The organism is Nonomuraea sp. NPDC049480 (genome assembly GCF_044465905.1).
GTDB lineage: Bacteria > Actinomycetota > Actinomycetes > Streptosporangiales > Streptosporangiaceae > Nonomuraea.
Window position 1 is genome coordinate 169,291 of record NZ_JBITMD010000011.1, and the last position, 18,439, is coordinate 187,729.

Here is an 18,439-nt window from a genome sequence, read left to right on the forward strand (position 1 = left end):
CGCGGGGAAGGCGGCGATGAGCACCCAAGCACCAGAACGCCTCGGCCCGTACCGGCTGGTCAGGAAGATCGGCGAAGGCGGCATGGGGGTGGTCCACCTCGGTCTGGACACGGAGGGTCGAGAGGTCGCCATCAAGGTGCTCCACCCGCACGTGGCAGCCGACCTCAAGGCCCGCGACCGGCTGACCCGCGAGGTCGAGACCATGCGCCGGGTACGCAGCCAGCGCGTGGCAGAGGTGATCGACGCGGAGCTCGTCGGCGGCCAGCCGTACGTCGTGACGCGCTTCGCGCCCGGCCGCACGCTGGAGGACACCGTCCTGTCCGACGGCGCTCTGCCGGCGCGTGAGGTCATCAAGCTGGCTCAGGGGCTGTGCCAGGCGCTGGTGGCGATCCACGCGGCCGACGTGATCCACCGCGACTTCAAGCCGTCCAACGTCATGCTGGTGAACGGCGAGCCGCTGGTCATCGACTTCGGCATCGCCCACCTGGTGAACGCGACCCGGCTGACGCAGACGGGCATGTTCGTCGGCACGCCGGGCTACCTGGCGCCGGAGATCATCCGCGACTCTGACATCACCCAGGCGGCCGACGTGCACGCGCTGGCCTCGACGGTGTTCTTCGCCGCGACGGGAGCGCCGCCGTTCGGCACGGGAACGTTCGAGGCGGTCTGCTTCAACATCATGGAAGGGCGGGCGCAGCTCGACAAGGCGCCCGCATGGCTGCGCGGCTGGCTCGGCCGGGCGCTGCAGGTGGACCCGGCGGCCCGGCCCAGCGCGCAGGAGCTGCTGCGGATGGCCAGGGCGCTCGACCCGTCGGTGACCACGTTCAACGAGACGTCGTTCGACGGCCCGACCGGCACCAAGCGCATGGGTGGCGGCACGCGGGTCATGGACTCCTACAACGACCTGCTGCCGCCGGTCGAGTACGCCAAGCCGGCGGCGCCGCCTCCGCGACCGCGGGAGAAGCGGCCCCGGGAGAAGCAGCCCCCGGAGAAGCCGCCGCCTTACGTTCCCGCGCCGATCTCGGCCCGGCCGCCGCGTCCCGACCAGCGGGTGGCCGGCTACCCCGCGCCGCCGTCCACGGCGCCGTCGCAGGTCAGGCCGTACACCCCGCCGCCCGCGCCGCGCCAGTACACTCCGCCGGCCGAGCGCAAGAGATACCTGTTCGGCGCCCAGTTCACCGGGTTGCTGCTGCTGGTCACGCTGGTGGCGCTGACCGTCATGATGCCCGTCATGGCGGGCGCGGTGGCCGTCGCGCTGGCGCTGGTGCTCCGGCTGGGCGAATACCTGTTCGGTGACCTGGTCAAGAGGCGTCAGGTGCGCGGGAGCAGCGCGGCCGACCCGCTGCTCGCGCTGGTCGGCACGCCGTGGGCGCTGGTGAAGTCCGCGCTCGTCACGGCGGTGCACGTGCCGCTGGCGCTGCTGTTCGGCGTGTGCGTGTGGGGCGTCCTCTACTGGGGGGGCTACAGCGTCAACGATGCGGCCGCCTACGGGGCCGGGGCGTTCGTGGCCGGCCTGTTCGTGCTGCCCGGCGGCGGCGCGCCGCGCAAGGCCGTCACCCGTTCGCTCACCGGCGTGCTGCGCAGCCCGGGCGCGGCCCTGGTCGCGGTCGTGCTGGTGGGCACGGCCGCGCTGTTCGCGGTGATGTTCGCGCTGGGACAGGAGACGGTGTGGTCACCGTGGCAGGCGCCGGAGTCGGTGATCAACGACCTGGCCAGCGACGCCAGGCAGAGCACGATCGGGCTGATCAGCGGGCTGATCGGCAGCCTGCTGGAGGACCTCGGGCTGGGATTCCTGACCAACTGGTTCTGAGTGTCCCCGTCGGCTCCCAGGGGGACAGTACAGATATGAGCGAGCACCTCGGCTCCTATGAGCTCCTCTCCCGGCTCGGGGCGGGCGGGTTCGGGGAGGTGCACCTCGCGCTCGACCCCGAGGGACGCACGGTGGCGGTCAAGGTGCTGCACCCGCACGTCGCGGCCGACGGGGGCGCCCTCGTCCGGCTGGCGCGCGAGGTGGAGACCATGCGCAGGGTCGGCGGGCCGCACGTGGCGGAGTTGCTCGATGCCTCGCTGGACGGCGCCAGACCCTACCTCGTGACCCGCTACGTCCAGGGCCGCCCCCTGAGCGCCGTGAAGGTCCCCGTCGAGGACCTGCGCAGGCTGGCGGTCGGGCTCGCCGACGCGCTGCTGGCCATGCACGAGGCAGGGGTGATCCACCGCGATCTCAAGCCGGCCAACGTGATCATCGCCGAGGGCGATCCTGTCGTGATCGACTTCGGCATCGCCAGCGCGCTCGACACGCTGTCGGTCACCGCCTCCGGCGCGGTGGTCGGCACGCCCGGCTACCTGGCTCCCGAGGTGCTGGAGGGCCGGCCGGTGGGCATGCCGGCCGACGTGTTCTCCTTAGGGGCGACGCTGGCGTACGCGGCGACCGGGCGGCAGCCGTACGGGCAGGGTCCGGCCTCCGCGGTCGCCTACCGGGTCGTCCATCATCCGCCGGATCTGGAGGGCGTGCCCGAGTGGCTGGAGCCGCTGTTACGGGAATGCCTGTCCGCCGACCCGGCCGCACGGCCGACGGCCGCGCAGCTCTGCGACCGGCTGGGAGTCGCCCACGTGCCGGCTCCTCCCCGCCGGTCCGCCCGGGTGGCCGACGAGACGGTCACCCGCGAGTGGCGGCCCGGCAAGGAGCGGCCCGGCAAGGAGCGGCATCGCCGGTCGGTGGAGGAGTCGAGGGCCAGGCATCGCGAGAAGGTACGCAGGCGCTGGGTGATCGGCTCGGGGCTGTTCGTGTCGCTGCTGGCCGCCGCGGCGCGCGAGCCGCTGCCTGAGGTCGCGCTCTTCCTGCTGGCGGCGTACGCGCTGGCCGTGGTGTCGGACGCGGGGGTGGCGCTGTTCTCGCGCAGCGTTCACCGCCGCAGTCGCGTGATCACGGACATGGCGAGCGTGGCCGGGGTCGTCGGTCTCTGCTTCGGGCTGGCCGCGCTGTTCAGCACGTTGACGCTCGCGCTGTTCGCGGGCACGGCGCTGGTGCTCGGGATCGTGTTCCTGCTGTCGGCCTGACCTGATGAGCACCACCAGAATGAAGCTCGGTATGGTGGCATTCGTGTCGGCCGCGCACCCGGCGGTTTGCGCGTAAGCTACCCATGGGTAACATGACGCGACAAGCCACCCTCTGCCGGGAGCCCGGAGGACACCTGGCAGTCTGGACAGCATTGCATCCGGCGCCCACCGCAGCGACGCGGTGGCGCACGCGAAACGGGAGGTCGGCCACCGGCCATGAACATCGTCGTCTGCGTGAAGCAGGTCCCCGACACGGCGACCGAGCGCAAGCTGCGGTCCGATGACAAGACGCTCGACCGCGACGCCGCCGATGGCGTGGTCAACGAGCTTGACGAGTACGCGGTCGAAGAGGCGCTGAAGCTCAAGGAGGCCCACGGTGGCGAGGTGACCGTGCTCACCATGGGCCCCGGAAGGGCCACCGAGACCATCCGCAAGGCTCTCGCCATGGGCGCCGACAAGGCCGTGCACCTGAGCGACGAGGCCCTGCACGGCTCCGACGCGCTGTCGACCTCGTACGCGATGGCGCAGGTCCTCAAGAAGATCGGCTTCGACCTGGTCATCCTGGGCTCGGAGTCCACCGACGCGCGCACCGGCGTGCTGGCCGCGATGCTGGCCGAGCGCCTCGGCACGCCGCAGCTCACGCTGGCCAACAAGGTCGAGGTCGAGGGCTCCGCCATCAGGATCCAGCGCATCACCGACTACGGCTTCGACAAGGTCGAGGCCGCGCTGCCGGCCGTCGTGTCCGTGGTGGAGAAGATCAACGAGCCGCGCTACCCGTCGTTCAAGGGCATCATGGCGGCCAAGAAGAAGCCGGTCGAGACGCTCGCCATCGGCGACGCCTCCATCGACGCTGCCCAGGTCGGCCTGGCCGCAGCCTGGTCCGAGGTCGTCGACTTCGCCCCCGCCCCGCCGCGCGCGGCCGGGACCATCGTCAAGGACGAGGGCGACGGTGGCGCGAAGGCCGCCGACTTCCTCGCGTCGAAGAAGTTCATCTGAGAACGGGGGTTTACTGAAATGTCGGAGATTCTCGTTCTCGTCGAGCAGGTCGACGGCGCGGTCAAGAAGGTCACGCTGGAGCTGCTCACGCTGGCCCGCTCGCTCGGCACGCCGTCCGCCGTCTGGGCCGGCCCCGGCATCACGCCGGAGGCCAAGGCCAGGCTGGCCGAGTACGGCGCCGAGAAGATCTATGTCGCCGGCTCCGGCGACATCGTCGACTACGTGGTCGCGCCCAAGGCCGAGCTGCTGGCTCAGCTCGTGGGTTCCCAGTCGCCCGCCGCCGTGCTCGTGGCGGCCACGGCCGAGGGCAAGGAGGTCGCCGGCCGCCTCGCGGTCAAGACCGACTCCGGCGTCATCACCGACGCCGTGGGCCTCGGCGAGGGCTTCGTCGCCGACCAGTCCATCTTCGGCGGCGGCGTCAACGTGCAGTCCAAGGTCAGCAAGGGCACGCCCATCGTCGCCGTACGGCCCAACTCGACCGCCCCTGTGGCGGCGGCCGGGGCCGGGGCGGAGGAGGAGGTGTCGGTCACGCTGTCCGACGCCGCCAAGGCCGCGCGCATCGTGGAGCGGGTCAAGCAGGAGAAGGGTGCGCGTCCCGAGCTCACCGAGGCCGCGATCGTGGTCTCCGGTGGTCGGGGTGTGGGTTCGGCCGAGAACTTCTCGATCATCGAGGGCCTGGCCGACGCCCTCGGCGCGGCCGTGGGCGCCTCGCGCGCCGCCACGGACGCCGGCTGGTACCCGCACCAGTTCCAGGTGGGGCAGACGGGTAAGACGGTGTCGCCGCAGCTGTACATCGCGGCCGGGATCTCGGGGGCCATCCAGCATCGGGCGGGCATGCAGACCGCCAAGACGATCGTCGCCATCAACAAGGACCCGGAGGCGCCGATCTTCGAACTGGCGGACTACGGCGTGGTGGGCGACCTCCACCAGATCGTTCCGCAGCTGACCGAGGAGGTCAAGAAGCGTAAGTAGGGGGCCCGGGGGGCGAGCATGGTCTTCGCCGAACAGCGCTTCGCGCGCAAGAAGCTCAGGCTGTGACATTGGGGGGCGCGGCCCCCCAAACCCCCGGCTCAAAAGCCGCTTCGCCGCTTCGTCAAGCGATTACCTCGGCACCTGGGTAGGGAATGCGTAGGGCCTCAGCGCCGTGAGCGCCCTGCAAGCGCCCTTCCCGGCTAGCAGGCCTTGCTACGACTGTAGCGAACGGCCTACGATCGTAGTGTGACAGCTATTCCGGCGCGGGAACTGCGCAACAACACTGCTGAAGTGCTGCGGCGCGTTGAATCCGGCGAGGAGATCGAAGTTCTCCGAGATAATCGACCGGTCGCGAAGATCATCCCCTTCTCGCGCCGCCGCCGATGGATCTCGGCAGTCGAAGTCGGTATGGAACTGACTCGTCTAGGCGCCGACGCTACCGGCCTTGCGGACGAACTGCGCGAGACGCTCACCGAGACGACGGACGATCTTCCGTGGTAGAACGCAAGCGCGCGTTGGCGGACACGTCGGTCTTCATCGGACTGGAAGCGAAGCGCTTTGATGCCGACCTGTTCGCTGATTATGAATGGGGCGTGTCTGTGGTGACGCTCGGTGAGCTCAGGCTCGGTGTTCTTCAGTCTCGTGACCCCGAAACATCCGCCCGACGACTCTCCACCTACCAGCTTGCGGAACGTTTCGAACCCATTGAGATCGACGAGGCCGTCTCTGACGCATGGGCCTTGCTGATTTCCCAGCTACGCGCCGCCGGACGCAAGGCGCCCATCAACGATAGCTGGATCGCCGCCACAGCCATCGCACACAAGGTTCCTGTCGTCACACAGGATTCGGACTACGACGAAATGCCAGGTGTCGAGGTCATAAAGCTGTGAACCTTGCACATCCTCACCCTGATCGATGCGCTCGGCCAACTCGCACAGAGCCTTCTCCACAGTGAAGTCCGCCTGTAGAACCTGCTGACCCCGGCGGATGCGCTTCCCGGTCGGACCCGGCCCGAAGCCACTGTGATCAGTACATCCAGGTCGATTCCGATGCCAAGTGCGGTACGCAGTAGGTCCCAGGTGGAACACGACTGCTGGATCGCCCCTGGTTCCGACGCTGCGTCCCCCAGCCACGACGATGGGGCTGATCTTTGTTGTGTGCGTAAACGCAGGATGGACGCGCCTTCCAGGGGGTGTTTGAGGTGACTTTTAGCTGATGTCAAGAAGATCGCAAGATATCCATGATGTCGTCAAGGTGCCTTAGTTCACCACGGTCGGCAACCGCCGTGGTGAACTAAGGCAAGCTCCAGGGAGCACGGGGAGGACAAGCTCTAGGGAGCATGGGGGAGATGGGCAAGCTCAAGGGAACACGGGGAGATGAGGAAGCGTGCCACGTAACGAACTTCGGCTGGATGTACGGTCTGCGGAGGCCGGCGAACTGGATGACATCCTGGCCGAATGGTCTCAGCGGACCGGGATCGCGGTGGAGGTGTGGGCGCTGCCGAAGGAGCCGCTTCCCCGCCACGTCGGCGAGACCGTCCATGGGACCATCTGCGACGTCTTGGACGAGGTGGAAAGGCAGGCGCGCGCCCGTACGGTCTCTGTCGCCCTCACCGTGGCCCCCAGTGGGCTGCGCTTGACGGTGAGTGACGACGGAGGCGGAAGGTCGGCCGAGGCGCTGCGGGCACACTTAGGGGGCAGGTGCGGTGAGTTCACGGACCTCGGGGGCGTCCTGACCGTCAACGGTGTGCCGGGAGAGGGCACCACCGTCAGCGCCGCCATATCCCGGAAAGCCCTCGGCCGCCACAGCTGAGCGCAATGCAGATCGCGGTGGGCAATGCCCCCGTCTGGCGATGAGTTACGGTCGCTCGTCCGGTCAACCGTCTACGTGACCGTCATGCACTCGGCCGTGACCCCCGCTCCCCCCGTGGGACGGCTGGTCGCGCACCAACTCGCCAGCGGCGAACCGTGCCCGAACTGCGACGCTGCCGCCCCCACCTTCCGTGATGAGCGCGGTCAGGATGGCACTACGTCGCCGGGACCCCGGTCGGTGTCTCCCGCAGGGGCGGCTGCCCGGCCAGGCGGCGGATTCGCGGCACAGGATTCCGAAGACAACCCCAGCCTCTGACTTTCGTCAGGGTCCATGACCGCGTGCGTTCAAGGACAGGGAGGGAGCGGCTTGTCGTGCAGCCAGGCGGACAGCAGCGGCCCGACCGGGCTCGGGGCGTGCCGCTGGACGTGCCAGGCGAACTCCTGGGTGGTGACATTGCCGTGCCGGTGTCGGGCGGTCCAGGCGCGCAGGAGAGGGAAGAAGACCAGGTCGCCCAGGGCGCGGCGCAACGCGTGCAGGGTCAGCGCGCCCCGCTTGTAGACGCGGTCGTCGAACAGCATGGCCGCGCCGGGGTCGGCCAGCACGAAGTCCTGCGGGAGCCCCGCGAGCCTCTGGTGCCAGCGCCGGGCGTGGGTGCCGGCGGGCGGGCCGCCCGAGGACTCGGACCAGAGCCATTCGGCGTAGGTGGCGAAGCCCTCCTGCAGCCAGATGTCGCGCCAGCAGGCCACGGTGAGGCTGTTGCCGAACCACTGGTGCGCCAGCTCGTGCGCGACCAGCCGCTCGGACCCGCGTATGCCGTCGACGTGGTTCCTGCCGAAGATCGACATGCCCTGCGCCTCGACCGGGATGTCCAGGTCGTCGTCGGTCACCACGACGGTGTAGCCGGTGAACGGATAGGGCCCGAACAGGTCGGTGAACAACGCCATCATCTCGCCCTGCCGGCCGAAGTCATGTCGCGCGCGGGTGGCGAGGCGCGGTGGGTGGGCCAGCCGCGTTCCGGCGACGTCGGAGAGCTGATAGCGCCCGATCTGCACGCTCGCCAGGTAGCTCGCCATGGGCTCGGCCTGGTCGTAGATCCACGTGGTGGTCCCGGCCGCCCGCCGCCTGGCGACGAGCTCGCCGTTGGCGATGACCTGATACGGCGACGCGGTGCTCACGGAGATCCGGTAGGACGCCTTGTCGTCGGGCCGGTCGTTGCACGGGAACCAGGAGGGCGCGCCGATCGGCTGGCTGGCGACGAGCGCGCCGTCGCTCAGCTCCTCCCAGCCCAGGCCGCCCCAGAAGCTCCGCACCGGCACCGGGCTGCCCGAGTAGCGGACCTCGACGGCGGCGCGCGATCCCACGGGCAGCAGCCGTGGCACGGTCACGCGCAGCTTGCCCTGGCTGTGCGAATAGCGCGCGGTGGCTCCGTCCACGGTGACGCTCGAGACCCGGAGCTGGCCGAAGTCCAGGTCGAGGGTGGTGAGAGGCCCGGCGGACGACACCGTCAGCCGGGCCACGCCGTCGAGCCGGTTGGCCGGGACCCGGTATCTCAACGTCAGATCGTAGTGCGCGACCCCGTAGCGGCGATCGCCGTGCTGTGGGAAGTACGACGTCATCGCCACGCCGAGATGGGATTGCCGAACCAGCGGGTACGGCCGGGCACGGCCTCGCCGCGCATGACCAGCGAGGCGGGCCCGATCGTGGTGTCGGCGCCCACCCGCGCGGCGGGCAGCACCACGCCGTGCGGGCCCAGCGTCGCGCCCGGCTCCAGCGTCACCGCGTCCATGCTCATGACCCGATCATGGAACAAATGCGTCTGCAGGACGCAACCCCGGTTGACGCACGCGCCGTCGCCCAGGGTCACCAGATCCGCCTCGGGCAGCCAGTACGTGTCACACGTGACCCCATGTCCAATGCGTGCCCCGAGCGAGCGCAGCCACACGTTCAGCGGCGCGGTCCCCAGCCACGGCCGCGCGAACCAGGGCGCCGCCAGTACCTCGACGAAGTTGTCCGCCAGCTCGTTGCGCCACACGAACGAGCTCCACAGCGGCCGGTTGCCCGTCCTGATCCGGCCGACCAGGGCCCATTTCGCGGCCGTCGCGACCGCGGCCGCGAGCACCCCGGCGGACAGCATGACCAGGCCGCCCAGCGCGGCCGCCGCGGCGAAGCCGTACTGTGCCGCCAGTGCTTCGAGAGCGGCGGCAGCCAGGACGGCGAGCGCGACCGCGCACATCGCGGGCACCACACGGAACGCCTCGACCAGCGCCCGGGCCGCCTTGAACCGGGCGGGCGGGTCGTAGGTGCGGTTCCTGTCGCCCTCCTCCGCGGTGCGGCGCAGCTCCATGGGCGGCATGCCCACGTACGACGAGCCGGACTTGGCCTTCTTCGGCGTCGCCGACAGCACCCCGACCAGGCCGTCCTTGGGCACCTTGCGGCCGGGCGCGGTCATCCCGGAGTTGCCGAGGAAGGCGCGCTTGCCGATCCGCGCGGACGCGATCCGCATCCAGCCGCCGTCGAGCTCGTACGGAGCCACCATCGTGTCGTCGGCCAGGAAAGCGCCGTCGCCGACGGATGTCATCGAGGGCAGCGCGAGGACCGTGGACAGCTCGACGCCGCGGCCCACCTTCATACCCAGCGCCCGCAACCACGCGGGGGTCAGGACGCTCGCGTACAGCGGGAACAGCCAGACGCGGGCCGAGGCCATCAGCCGTCCCGTCGCCCACGCCTGCCAGGCCTGGCGGCTGTGCACCGGGTGGTGGCCCGGGCGCAGGCGCAGGCCGAGCAGCCGCACGCTGACCAGCGTGATCAGGGCGAACGCGGCGAGGCCGGCGATCGTCGCGAGGGGCACGCCGGGCAGGGCGGCGGCGAGCGCCGCGCCGAGCGTGCGGGCGTCCCCGGCGTACGCGGCCAGGACGGCGAGCGCCGCCCCCGCCGCCACCACCGGGTGCAGGCTGAGCGCGATGGCGGTCAGGCCGTACACCGATGCCCAGAAGCGGGAGCGGGAGGCCCGCTCGGCGGGCCGCGTCCTGCGTGACTTGCCCTGCCTGAACGCCGGCGCTCCCGCCCAGAGCTCGCCCGAGGGCACGGTGCCGGTGACGGCCGATCCGGGGGCTATCTGGGCGTTCTTCCCGACCTTGGTGCCGGGCAGCAGTGTCGCCCGTGAGCCGACCGTGGTGCCCGCGCCGATCCGGATCTCGCCGATGTGCAGGTGGTCGCCGTCGTACCAGTGGCCGGTGAGGTCGACCTCCTGCTCGACCGACGCGCCCCTGCCCAGTTTGAGCAGTCCCGTGACGGGCGGGGGCGAGTGCAGGTCGGCGTCCGCGCCCACCTGGGCACCGAGCAGCCGGGCGTACCACACCATCCAGGACGCGCCGGCCAGGTCGTGGACGCCGAGCCTGGCCGCGAACTGCTCGGCGAACCACAGCCGCAGGTGGACGCCGCCGCCGCGCGGGTGGCTGCCCGGCCGCACGCCGCGCAGCACCAGCCGGGCGAGCGCCGCGGACAGGCCCATCCGCCCCATGGGAGTGACGAACGCCAGCCCGCCCAGGGCCACCCACCACCACGACAGCGCCGGCGCCCACGCCGGCGCGAGGAGGTTGTTCAGTGCGGCGAGCAGCACGACCCAGCGCATGGCACCGGCGGTGAGCAGCGGGATCATGAGCACCGACTGAGCCACCGCGGCCCGCCGGGGCATGGGGACCACGGGAGGTCGCGCGGTCTCGGGCTCGCCGCGGCCGGTCAGGAGGCGCGCCAGGCCGGCGAGCGTCGGCTGCGCGTACACGTCGCCCACCGCCACGTCCGGATAGTCGGGGCGCAGCACGGACACCAGTCTCGCCGCGGCCAGGCTGGTGCCGCCGTCGGCGAAGAAGTTCGCGCCGGGGCCATCCGGTGCGATGCCCAGGATGCCGGTCCACTTCTCGGCCAGCAGGGCTTCGGCCGGGCTCAGTTCGGCCGGAGCAGCGGCCGGCTCGGCCAGCGGCCAGGGCAGCGCGTCACGGTCGATCTTGCCGGACGTCCTCGTCGGCAGCGAGTCGATGGGGGCCAGGCGCGGCACCAGGGCGGCGGGCAGTGAATCGGCGAGCAGCTCGCGCGCTTCACCGGCGTCGAAGCCGGGCTCGGTGGCGACGTAGCCGACGAGCACCTGGTGGCCGCCGCCCGCGGTGCGGACGGCGGCGGCCGCGCCGGTGACGCCGGGCAGCGCCTGCAGCGCGGCGTCCACCTCGCCGAGCTCGATCCGGCGCCCGCCCAGTTTCACCTGGTCGTCGGCCCGGCCGACGAAGACGAGGCCCTCGGGATCGGCCCGTACGAGGTCGCCGCTGCGGTAGGCGCGCTCCCAGCCCAGGGACGGCAGCGGCGCGTACTTCTCGGCGTCCTTCACCGGGTCCAGGTAGCGGGCCAGGCCCACGCCGCCGATGACCAGCTCGCCGGTCTCGCCCATGGCGACCGGCTCGCCCGAGCCGCCGACCACCGCCAGGTCCCACCCGTCGAGGGGCAGCCCGATGCGTACGGGGCCGTCGCCCGTGAGCCGCGCCGCGGACGCCACCACCGTCGCCTCGGTGGGCCCGTACGTGTTCCAGACTTCCCGCCCCGGCACGGCCAGGCGCTCCGCCAGCTCAGGAGGGCAGGCCTCCCCGCCGAAGATGAGCAGCCGGATCCCGCCGAGGTGCTCCACGGGCCAGAGCGCGGCCAGCGTCGGCACGGTCGAGACGACCGTGATGCGCTGATCGGCCAGCCAGGGTCCCAGGTCCATCCCGGTGCGCACCAGGGCCCTGGGTGCGGGAACCAGGCAGGCGCCGTTCCGCCAGGCCAGCCACATCTCCTCGCAGGAGGCGTCGAAGGCCACGGAAAGCCCGGCCAGCACCCGGTCGCCGGGGCCCAGCGGACGCTCCGGCAGGAAGAGCCCGGCTTCGGCGTCGGCGAACGCGGCCGCCGATCGGTGCGTCACCGCGACGCCCTTCGGCTTGCCGGTGGACCCGGAGGTGAAGATGATCCACGCGTCGTCGTCAGGGGCGGGCGGCGCGGAAACCGTCCGCACGCCGCCGTGAACCGTCAGCTCACCGGTGATGACCGCGTCGACCCCGGCTTCGCCGAAGACCAGGTCGGCCCGCTCGTCCGGGTCGTCGGCGTCGACGGGCACGTACGCGGCGCCCGCCGCGAGCACGGCCAGGATGGAGACGTACAGCTCGGCCGTTCCCGACGCGATGCGCACGCCCACCCTGGCGCCGCGGCCCACCCCGGCCTCCCCGAGATCGGCGGCGACCCGGTCCACCTCGGCGCGCAGCGAGCGATAGTCGAGGCATACCGTGCCGTCGTCGAGCGCGGGCGCCTCCGGATGGAGGCGGGCGGTCTCGTCGAGGATGTCCAGCAGGGTGCGGGGCGGGGGCGCCAGCATGCCCGCGGGATAGACCGCGGACACGGTTCTGGCAACTAAATCGGTCGAGTGGCGAGACAAACGCATGCTCCCTCAATCAGGCGGTCGGCGGCCGCCTCCCCAAGGACATGTGCCGCGGCATCCGCCACCGTCGTGGCGTTCGCGCCACCCCCGTCCCCAACGGTCCCATGCGCACCGCTATTCCACGCCCGCTCTGGAGCAGGGATGATGCGGTCGATTCTCCGGCCTCAACGTTGGTCGGCGGCCGGAAGACGGACCTCGAAGGCCGCGCCTTCACCGGGCGACGAGCGGACCTCCACGCGGCCTCCGTGGGCGGTGACGATGGAGCGGACGATGGCCAGGCCGAGTCCCGCGCCCCCCGTCGTACGGGCGCGCGAGCCGTCGGCGCGGTAGAACCGGTCGAACACCCTGGCCGCCTCTTCGGCGGTGAGCCCCGGCCCTTCGTCCTCGATGACCAGCACCGACTCGCCTCCCGACATGCCCACGCCGATCCTGACCGGAGTGCCGGCGGGCGTGTGCGTGACGGCGTTGCCGGCCAGGTTGCTGACCACCTGCCGCAGCCGGGCCTCGTCGCCCAGCACCGGCGCGCTCGCCGCCGGGCCGCCGGAAGGCCCGGTGAAGGCGATGGGCCGGGACGGGTCGAGGGCGGCGAAGTCGTGGCGGGCGTCGGCGGCCAGCGTACGCAGGTCCATCGGGGTGAGGTCCAGGCCGGGGCCGTCGGCCTCGTCGAGGCCGGCGAGCAGCAGCAGGTCCTCCACCAGCCGCGCCAGCCGCCCGGACTCGCTCTCGATGCGGGCCAGCGCGGGTCCCGCCTCCGTGCCGCCCATCCGGTACAGCTCGGAGAAGCCCTTGATGCCGAAGAGCGGGGTACGCAGCTCGTGGCTGACGTCGGCGGCGAACCTGCGCATGCGGGCCTCCGACTCCGCGCTCGCGGCCACGCCCTGCTCGATCTGGGCGAGCATCGTGTTGAGCGAGCGGGCCAGCCGGCCCACCTCGGTCCTGGTCGTGGGGGGCTCGGGCACGCGCCTGGACAGGTCGCCGCCGGCGATGGCCGCGGCCGTCTCCTCCACCCGGCGCAGCGGCGCCAGGCCCGCCCTGATCGCGACCCCGCCCACCAGCGCGAGCACCGCCAGCAGCACGGAGCCCGCGATGAGCGAGGCCGTCCGGAGCCGGTTGACCGTCGAGTGCATCCCCTCCAGCGACACGGCCGCGACGATTCCGGAGTGCGGCGTCGACCGGCCCACGGCGGCTCGGGGGAGCGCCATCGCCCGCCACTCCTGACCGTCAGAACCGGTCACGGTGAACGGCTCGCCCGCGCGGGCGGCCACGGCCGCGGCGTCGAGCCGGGGCAGGTCGGGCCCGGCCGCGTCGCGCAGCTCGCGGAGCACCGAGCCGTCGGCGGACAGGTACGCCGCGTAGACCGTCTCGATCAGGTCGAGCTCTCCCACGTCCAGCGGCACCCGGCCGGTCAGCCCCTGCAGCCTGGACAGGGCCTCCGGCGGGATCGCGGACAGGACCCTGCTCAACGGCGTCAGCTGGGCGTCGACGCGGGCCAAGAGCTGGGTCTCCAGCTGCCGCAGCACGACCGAGCTGATCACTGCCAGGCCGACCACGAGCAGCCCCACCACGATGGCCAGCAGCCGGACCCGTAACGACAGCCGCCCGATCACCTGGCGCGCGATCATCACTTCGGCTTGCGCAGCACGTAGCCGACACCGTGCACGGTGTGGATCAGCTTGGGCTCGCCGGTGTCGAGCTTGCGCCGCAGGTAGCTCACGTACGTGTCCACGATGCTCGTGTCGCCCGCGAAGTCGTAGCGCCACACGTGCTCCAGGATCTGCGACTTGGGCAGCACCCGGCCGGCGTTGAGCACCAGGTGGTGGAGCAGCCGGAACTCGGTCGGCGACAGGCGTACCGGCCGTCCCGCCCTGGTCACCTGGTGGCCGTCGGGATCTACCTCGAGATCGCCCACGACGATCGTGTGGTCGTCGGGGACGCCGCCCGTGCGCCGCAGGATGGCCCTGATCCTGGCCAGCAACTCCTCCAGGTCGAACGGCTTGGTCACGTAGTCGTCGCCGCCCAGCCGGAGGCCGTTGATCTTGTCGGCCGTCGCGTCCCGCGCTGTCAGGAACAACACGGGCACGGGACCCGGCCGCCCGCCGCCCCTGGGCAGGCTCCGCAGCCTGCGGATGACCTCGAACCCATTCAGATCTGGCAGCATGACGTCGAGCAGGACCAGGTCGGGCGGGTCGCGCCTGGCCGCCTCCAGCGCCTGCGCGCCGCTCTCCGCCGAGCTCACCGTGAAGCCCGCGAACCGCAGCGTCGCCGACAGCAACTCCTTGACGGTGGGCTCGTCGTCGACCACGAGCAGCCGTTCGCCCATGCGGCGCACCTCCCTGCGAACCAGCGTAGTCAGGCGTCGCGATTGTTGAACTGGACGAACGCGGCGATCAGCAGGACCGCCACGAAACCGACGAGGATCCCCGGTCCCGCCCATGACGGCAGCTCGGACGTTCCGGAGACGGCCTGGAAGGCCGCCATGTTCGGCCAGAAGGTCGAGACGAAGTCCCGCACGGGGTCGGGCGAGGCCGTGGAGAGGATGGGGAGCAGGAGGAAGGCCGTGCTGACGTTCACAGCGGCGGCCGTGCCGCGCAGCAGGAAGCCGAGGGCAAGCCCGAACATCGCCAGCAGCGTGAACACCAACGGTCCGAGCAGCAGCAGGCGCAGCGCGGCGGGGTCGCCGGGCATGACGTACGGGGCCCCGCCCGAGGCCAGCGTCGTCTGGCTCGCCACGTACATGAGCCACACCCCGGCCACGCTCACCGGCAACGCGGTCAGCGCCGTCATCCCCGCCTTGGCGGCCAGCAGGCGGCCCCGGCCGCCCACGGCGGCGACGCTGGCCCGCATCGTCCCGGAGCCGTACTCGGAGGAGGCGATCAGCACGCCCAGCGCCGCGACCAGCAACTGCGCGACGAACAGCCCGCGCATCCCCAGGTCCAGCGGCGCGAAGTCCAGCCGCTCCTGCGGCGTGGCCGTGGCGTACTCCTTGGCCGCGGCGTTGCCGAACAGGAACCCGAACGCCGCCGAGACCGCGACGGTCGCCAGTGGCAACACCACCGTGGCCCTGATGCTGCTGAACTTGGTCCACTCCGCCCTCAGCACCCCCGTGTCGATCATCGGGTCCCTCCGTACTCGACGCTGTCCCGGGTGAGCTCCATGAACGCCTCCTCCAGCGACGTGCGCCGCGGGGTGAGCTCGAACAGCGGCACCCCCTCCACCGCCGCCAGCCGCCCTACGTCGGGCGCCGTCATGCCGGTCACCACGATCTCGCCGTCCCGCCCCGCCTGCACGTGCGCGCCGGACAACTCCAGCCGCCGGGCGAAGGAGGCGGCCTCGGGCGTGCGTACGAGCACCGCCGACCCGTCCTCGGTGAACTCGCCGATGTCCGCCTCGGCGATCAGCCGTCCCTTGCCGATCACCACCAGGCGGTCCGCGGTCAGCGCCATCTCGCTCATCAGGTGGCTGGAGACCAGCACTGTACGACCCTCGGCGGCCAGGCGGCGGATCAGCGTGCGGATCCACAGGACGCCCTCGGGGTCCAGGCCGTTGACCGGCTCGTCCAGCAGCAGCACCGGCGGGTCCCCCAGCAGGGCCGCGGCGATGCCCAGTCGCTGGCCCATGCCCAGCGAGAACGCGCCCGCCCGCCGGTTCGCAGCGTCCGTGAGCCCGACCAGGTCGAGCACCTCGTCCACGCGGGCGGGCGGGAGCTTGTTGGTCTGGGCGAGGTAGAGCAGGTGCTTGCGCGCGGTGCGGTGCGGGTGCACGGCCTGGGCCTCCAGGAGCGAGCCGACCTCGCGCAGCGGGTGCGGGAGGTCCCGGTGGAGGCGGCCGTTGACGGTGGCGGTGCCCGAGGTGGGCAGGTCCAGGCCGAGGATCATGCGCATGGTCGTGCTCTTGCCCGCGCCGTTCGGGCCCAGGAAGCCGGTGACCAGGCCCGGCCGTACGGTGAAGGTGAGATCGTCCACGGCGAGCACCGCGCCGTGGCGTTTGGTCAATCCGGTGAGCTGGATCATGACTCCAGCGTGGAGGGGCCGGTTGAGGGTGTTCTGAGCGGTTCTGTGAGTTCTCTGTGAGGTCCCGACGCCGTGTGGACGGGCGTGCGGGGATCCACAGGGAACTCACAGAACCCGGATCAGGCGGCGGCCTCGGCGGGCTCGCGCTCCCTGACCGGGAGCGCGCTGATCACGGCCGGCTCGTGACGGGGGAGGAGCCGGGAGGCCAGGGCGATCAGCAGGCCCAGGACCACGCCGATGCCGAGCGCGGTACGCAGGGAGGTGGCGTCCGACAGGAAGCCGATCGCCACCGGACCCAGCAGCAGACCGGCGTACCCCATGGCGCCGGCCTGCGCGATCGCCGGGCCGGGGGTGTCGGTCGCGGTCCCGGCGAGCGACAGGGTCAGCGGGGAGATCGTCGCCACGCCGAGCCCGACGAAGAACATCGCGGACACCGCCACCATCGCCGCCGGAGCGAGCAGCACGATCGCGAAGAACCCGCCCGTGGCCAGCCCGGACACGGTCAGCATGCCGCGCACGCCGAACCTGGTCCGCAGCCGGTCGCCGGTGAGCCTGGCGACCAGCATGCCGGCCTCGAAGACCGGGTAGCCGAGCACCGCCAGGGCCTCGGGGGCGCCGAGCTCGTCCCGCAGGTACAGGCCGTTCCAGTCGGCCACCGTGCCCTCCACCATGAAGGCGAAGAACATGATCGCGCCGAGCAGGTAGACGATCGGCGGCAGGCGGCGCCGGGCCGTGGCGGCGGTCTCCACCACCGGGGCCTCGGGCAGGTACGTGCGGCCGAGCACGACCATGACCGGCAGCGCGACCAGGCCGATCAGCGCCACGTTGGCGGTGAACGACAGGCCGAGCGCGATCGCCACGCTGCCCAGGGCGCCCGCCGAGATCGCGCCCACGCACCAGCCCGCGTGCATGCCGTTCATCAAGGGACGCCCGTACGCCTGCTCCACCGTGGAGCCCTGCGCGTTCATGGCGACGTCCACCGTGCCGAACGCCATGCCGAACAACGCCACGGCCGCCATGAGCAACGGGAGGTCAGGGGCGAGTCCGACGGCCAGGAGGCCGATCGCGGTGAGGGGGCCGCCGACCCGCAGGACCGCCCTGCTGCCCGCGCGGGCCATCACCCGGCGCATGGACTGCATGGTCACCAGGGCGCCCAGGCCCCAGACCAGCAGGATGGCGCCGACCGCGGACTCGGAGAGGCCCAGCTTGTCGGTCAGCGCCGGGATGCGCACGGTCATCGTGCCCACCATCAGCCCGGCCAGGACGAAGGTGAGGACCGCCCCGTGGCGGGCAATCCTCAGGTCGCGGGTCATACGGCAACACCTTCCGTAGAGTCGTAGTTTTCTGCATCGTTCGGGCGCAGTCCTGCTCCTGCTCCTGCAGGGGGCACATCGCCCGCGGGCCCGGTGCCGGCGGGATGCCGGTGGCTGGGCGTGTGCGTGTTGCGCCGGGCTCACGCCGCACAGGGGCTCGGCGGCCCGGCGCAGGATCGCGGCGTGAGTGGGAGCGTGGCGGAGCCGTGCCGCGCGTCGTCGGCGGAGTCGGCTTCGGCGGCGCCGCGCACCGTGGGGTGAGAAGGCCACGGTCACGTGGCCTCGGGGGACGGGCCTGGGTCAGGCCGGTTTCAGCAGGGCCCGCAGGCGGTCCTCGAGGGAGCGCAGGTCGTCCTCGGTGTTCAGCTCCGGGTCGTGGCTGGCCACGTCCCAGAGCCCTTCACACGCGAGCCGGACGATCTGGGAGGCCTGCGGATCCGGCTCCTCGCTCAACCCCTCGCGGTGCCATCGGGCCATCGCCTCGCGTAGCGGCGCGAGCAGGAAGAGGTTTCCCGACGCCCCCGTCACGACGGCCCATCGTCGCAGTCGCCCCGATCGCACGGCGGCCAGCGTCGCGCCCACGTAGCGCTCGGTGTAGGTCCCGCCGGGCTGGGCCGCCATGAGCTGGTCGAAGTCCTCGATCAGACGCTCCACCATGCCCTTGATCAGGGCTTCCTTGGAGCCGTAGTGATAGAGGAGGCCGCCCTTGCTCACACCTGCCCGGTCCGCGACGGCGGACAGCGTGAGCGCGGCCGAGCCCTGGTCGCAGAGGAGCTCCTCCGCCGCGTCCAAAAGCTCGTCCTTTCGCATGCCTCTACTGTACC

15 protein-coding genes are annotated in these 18,439 nt (G+C 71.7%); 7 read left to right on the forward strand and 8 right to left on the reverse strand.

The features are described from left to right. The first annotated feature begins 16 nt into the window (after positions 1-16). The 7 genes from ACIBX3_RS30300 to ACIBX3_RS30330 all read left to right on the forward strand — a co-directional run bounded on the left by ACIBX3_RS30300 (position 17) and on the right by ACIBX3_RS30330 (position 6,837). Positions 17-1,810, forward strand: a complete 1,794-nt coding sequence (locus ACIBX3_RS30300; RefSeq protein WP_397122851.1) for a serine/threonine-protein kinase — start codon at positions 17-19, stop codon at positions 1,808-1,810. A 35-nt stretch (positions 1,811-1,845) separates the two neighbouring features. Beyond that, the gene (locus ACIBX3_RS30305) at positions 1,846-3,057 is read left to right on the forward strand and encodes a serine/threonine-protein kinase (protein WP_397122853.1); all 1,212 of its coding nucleotides are present in this window, start codon (positions 1,846-1,848) and stop codon (positions 3,055-3,057) included. 216 nt (positions 3,058-3,273) lie between these two features. Further along, positions 3,274-4,053, forward strand: coding sequence for an electron transfer flavoprotein subunit beta/FixA family protein (locus ACIBX3_RS30310; RefSeq protein WP_397122855.1), 780 nt, complete (start codon positions 3,274-3,276; stop codon positions 4,051-4,053). Positions 4,054-4,071: 18 nt separating this feature from the next. Then, positions 4,072-5,025, forward strand: a complete 954-nt coding sequence (locus tag ACIBX3_RS30315) for an electron transfer flavoprotein subunit alpha/FixB family protein (protein WP_397122857.1) — start codon at positions 4,072-4,074, stop codon at positions 5,023-5,025. 246 nt (positions 5,026-5,271) lie between these two features. Beyond that, complete coding sequence (locus tag ACIBX3_RS30320) at positions 5,272-5,526, forward strand: type II toxin-antitoxin system Phd/YefM family antitoxin (RefSeq protein WP_397122859.1); 255 nt, start codon at positions 5,272-5,274, stop codon at positions 5,524-5,526. Then, positions 5,520-5,915 (forward strand): type II toxin-antitoxin system VapC family toxin, encoded by a 396-nt coding sequence (locus ACIBX3_RS30325; RefSeq protein ID WP_397122861.1) that lies wholly within the window; start codon positions 5,520-5,522, stop codon positions 5,913-5,915. The genes ACIBX3_RS30320 and ACIBX3_RS30325 overlap by 7 nt, the downstream gene beginning before the upstream one ends. A 496-nt stretch (positions 5,916-6,411) precedes the next feature. After that, the gene (locus ACIBX3_RS30330; RefSeq protein ID WP_397122863.1) at positions 6,412-6,837 is read left to right on the forward strand and encodes a hypothetical protein; all 426 of its coding nucleotides are present in this window, start codon (positions 6,412-6,414) and stop codon (positions 6,835-6,837) included. Between the two features lie 344 nt (positions 6,838-7,181). Here the strand turns inward: ACIBX3_RS30330 and ACIBX3_RS30335 are convergent, their stop codons facing one another. From ACIBX3_RS30335 to ACIBX3_RS30370, 8 genes are all read right to left on the reverse strand, one after another. Further along, positions 7,182-8,453, reverse strand: a complete 1,272-nt coding sequence (locus ACIBX3_RS30335; protein ID WP_397123146.1) for a M1 family metallopeptidase — start codon at positions 8,451-8,453, stop codon at positions 7,182-7,184. Then, entirely contained in the window at positions 8,450-12,253 is a 3,804-nt protein-coding gene (locus ACIBX3_RS30340; RefSeq protein ID WP_397122865.1) for a Pls/PosA family non-ribosomal peptide synthetase, read from the reverse strand. Before ACIBX3_RS30340 ends, ACIBX3_RS30335 begins: the two co-directional genes overlap by 4 nt. Positions 12,254-12,456: 203 nt before the next feature. After that, on the reverse strand, positions 12,457-13,914 hold the full coding sequence (locus tag ACIBX3_RS30345; RefSeq protein WP_397122867.1) for an ATP-binding protein: 1,458 nt from the start codon (positions 13,912-13,914) through the stop codon (positions 12,457-12,459). Next, positions 13,914-14,612, reverse strand: a complete 699-nt coding sequence (locus ACIBX3_RS30350) for a response regulator transcription factor (RefSeq protein ID WP_397122869.1) — start codon at positions 14,610-14,612, stop codon at positions 13,914-13,916. The genes ACIBX3_RS30345 and ACIBX3_RS30350 overlap by 1 nt, the downstream gene beginning before the upstream one ends. 29 nt (positions 14,613-14,641) lie before the next feature. Next, positions 14,642-15,406 (reverse strand): hypothetical protein, encoded by a 765-nt coding sequence (locus tag ACIBX3_RS30355; protein ID WP_397122871.1) that lies wholly within the window; start codon positions 15,404-15,406, stop codon positions 14,642-14,644. Then, on the reverse strand, positions 15,403-16,302 hold the full coding sequence (locus tag ACIBX3_RS30360) for an ABC transporter ATP-binding protein (RefSeq protein WP_397122873.1): 900 nt from the start codon (positions 16,300-16,302) through the stop codon (positions 15,403-15,405). Before ACIBX3_RS30360 ends, ACIBX3_RS30355 begins: the two co-directional genes overlap by 4 nt. A 119-nt stretch (positions 16,303-16,421) precedes the next feature. Then, on the reverse strand, positions 16,422-17,615 hold the full coding sequence (locus ACIBX3_RS30365) for an MFS transporter (RefSeq protein WP_397122875.1): 1,194 nt from the start codon (positions 17,613-17,615) through the stop codon (positions 16,422-16,424). 300 nt (positions 17,616-17,915) lie between these two features. Next, a complete protein-coding gene (locus ACIBX3_RS30370) occupies positions 17,916-18,425 on the reverse strand; it encodes a TetR/AcrR family transcriptional regulator (RefSeq protein WP_397122877.1) in 510 nt (169 codons plus the stop codon). Positions 18,426-18,439: the final 14 nt, after the last annotated feature.